The organism is Adlercreutzia sp. ZJ138 (assembly GCF_011038935.1).
Taxonomy (GTDB): Bacteria; Actinomycetota; Coriobacteriia; order Coriobacteriales; family Eggerthellaceae; genus ZJ141.
In genome coordinates this window covers 1-2,206 of record NZ_JAAKEA010000042.1, presented here as the reverse complement: position 1 = coordinate 2,206, position 2,206 = coordinate 1, and the positions used below count along the sequence as shown (strand labels likewise).

The window sequence follows — 2,206 nt, the reverse complement described above, 5'->3', positions numbered from 1 at the left end:
AATGGCTACATAGAGTTCTATAATGGGGGGCGCATCAAAAGATCGCTGGGATGGATGAGTCCCAACGAATACCGTAGGAGCCTAGGCTTAGCGGCTTAGGAATGTCCAAGAAAATGTCCACACCCCCCAGTCGTGCTGCTGCCGTGCCACACAAGCCTTTCCTACTTGGCTAGATTTTTCAACGTTTTAGACACCGTCTTTTTCCTTGTGTCAGTGGCATCCGCAAGCATTGCCGTTGTGACCCTGCAATGCGGCATTGGAGGGGTTCGCGACGTCGGGTTCGAGCGTGCCGGCAAGTGGCGCGTAGTCGCGGTCGGGGTGTTTGGTCTGCGCGATGTCGACGAGTGCGAACGTGAGCGCGCGGTAGAGACGAGCGGTTGCGGGGTCGTATGCGTCGAGCGCGCGCAGGTGCCCCTCGACAGTGGCCACATCGTTGCGCTCGACGGGACCCGTGAGGGCACCCACTGCGCCGTGCGTGCAGAATGCGTCGACGTTTCCCCTGATGAGAGGTTCAAGTGCTTCGCGTGCGTCTTGCTCGTCGAAGCTGCAGGAGGCCATGAGGCGTTCGGCGGCGGCAAGCGGGGCGAGCACAAGGTTGCTCGCCAGTACAGCGGCGGCGTGGTAGCGCACCTTGTCGTTCTTGTTGATGGTGTGCAGGGGGTTGGGCAGATTCGCTAGTAGCTCGCGCAGCGCGTCGACGGCCTCCGTGTCGCCCTCGAGGGTGATGTGCGCACCTTCGAGCACGCCGAGGTCCATGAGAGGGTCGCTCACCGCGATGAGCGGGTGAGCACTCGCGGCATGGGCGCCGTATGATGTCGCATCGTCGATGGCGCACGCGGGCATGCAGCCGCTGCAGTGGCAGATGGCCTTGCCCTCGAGCGCGCCTGCCTCGGCGCAGGCGTCGTGCAGGGCATGCCAGGCAGGCGCGATGACTGAGTCGGGGACGGTGAGAAAGACGATGTCGCTTGACGCGGCCAGGGCGACGACGTCGGGGAATGCAGCGGTTGCGGTATGCTGCGCTGCACGTTGCGCTGCGGGAGTGTGTACGTCATAATAGCCGGTCACAGGGATGCCGTGCGCGACGAAGTATCGTCCGAGAGCGCCTCCTACCTTACCGGCTCCAATAAAGCCAACGTTCATATGAGTCCTTTCACGCGGGGACGATACCTTCCCTTCGCGGAGGATAGTTTCCCCATCCGCATTCTAGCGTGCGATCCCGTGTGTCACAAGATCGTGCGGAGGCAACTAGACACAACCGCTATCTCGCGCTGTGAGACTGCTGGGTATCGCCCTCCTACAAAGGATTAGCACCTGTTCTTCGGAATGATCGTATGATCGTAGACACCGACCATACGAATGACGCGGTTTCTCTCTCGCCCGGCTTAAGCTTCACCGTCGAGCAGCTGGAGGTCATACTTGTGCGCATATCGCGTTAGCTACGGGCATGAGAAGAGGTGAAGTATGTGCCTTGCGCTGGGAAGATGTCGATTTCAATACATCTCGCATCTATGTTTCTCATGCGCTTTGCGATGCAGGAAACCTCGCAGCGGACGGGGAAAGCAAGCTCGTTTTGAAAGATACGAAGAGTGACGCCTCCGAAAGAACTATCTCTCTTGACGAGGATACGCTCTCTTTGCTCAAGCGTCACAAAGAAGATCAGTTCTATCGTTTGGCGTACTACGAGACTGCCCAAACCGAGAAGACGCCGGTATGCGCGAACTCTCTTGGCGAATGGTATCGCCCTGACTGTTTCACGAAAGATTTCGAGGCGTTCAGGGCGACGCACGGTTTCGACGTGCGCCTGCATGACCTGCGGCATACCCAAGCATCGCTGTTGCTCGCCAACGGCGAGGACGTGGTTACCGTATCGAAGCGCTTGGGGCATGCTAAAGTATCGACCACATTGGACATCTACGCACATTTGATGCCCGGCAAAGATGAAAGTGCAGCCTGTAAAATGGGCGCGATTTTCGGTAAAGTCGCTGTTTGATTGATCGCTGGCACCGAACCTCCGAAGTTCTAATCTGTCCCCAGATTGTCCCAGGCCTTAAAGATACTGTCCCAAGGTAAAGAAAAAGGGGCCCTTCGCGGTTTTTAGTGGGTAGCACAGGGTGTCAGCTGTGGGAAGTGTAGTTACAAGCGGGGCCAAGCGGTATCATTTAGCATGTAAGCGGAAACATACGGAGGTGCCAAAATGAACCCACAA

The 2,206-nt window shown here is 57.8% G+C and carries 3 protein-coding genes; 2 read left to right on the top strand and 1 reads right to left on the bottom strand.

Annotated elements, in window-relative coordinates:
- The first annotated feature begins 9 nt into the window (after positions 1-9).
- Positions 10-99: a hypothetical protein gene (locus G7Y43_RS10520; protein ID WP_370514635.1), complete on the top strand. Its 90-nt coding sequence runs from the start codon at positions 10-12 to the stop codon at positions 97-99.
- Positions 100-210: 111 nt separating this feature from the next.
- On the opposite strand, the gene G7Y43_RS10515 is transcribed toward G7Y43_RS10520, so the two are convergent.
- The gene (locus G7Y43_RS10515) at positions 211-1,185 is read right to left on the bottom strand and encodes a Rossmann-like and DUF2520 domain-containing protein (RefSeq protein ID WP_255464394.1); all 975 of its coding nucleotides are present in this window, start codon (positions 1,183-1,185) and stop codon (positions 211-213) included.
- Between the two features lie 283 nt (positions 1,186-1,468).
- Here G7Y43_RS10515 and G7Y43_RS10510 point away from each other — a divergent pair, with 283 nt between their 5' ends.
- Positions 1,469-1,990 carry a site-specific integrase gene (locus G7Y43_RS10510; protein ID WP_370514697.1) on the top strand — a complete coding sequence of 174 codons (522 nt, stop codon included), beginning with the start codon at positions 1,469-1,471 and terminating at the stop codon, positions 1,988-1,990.
- Positions 1,991-2,206 lie beyond the last annotated feature (216 nt).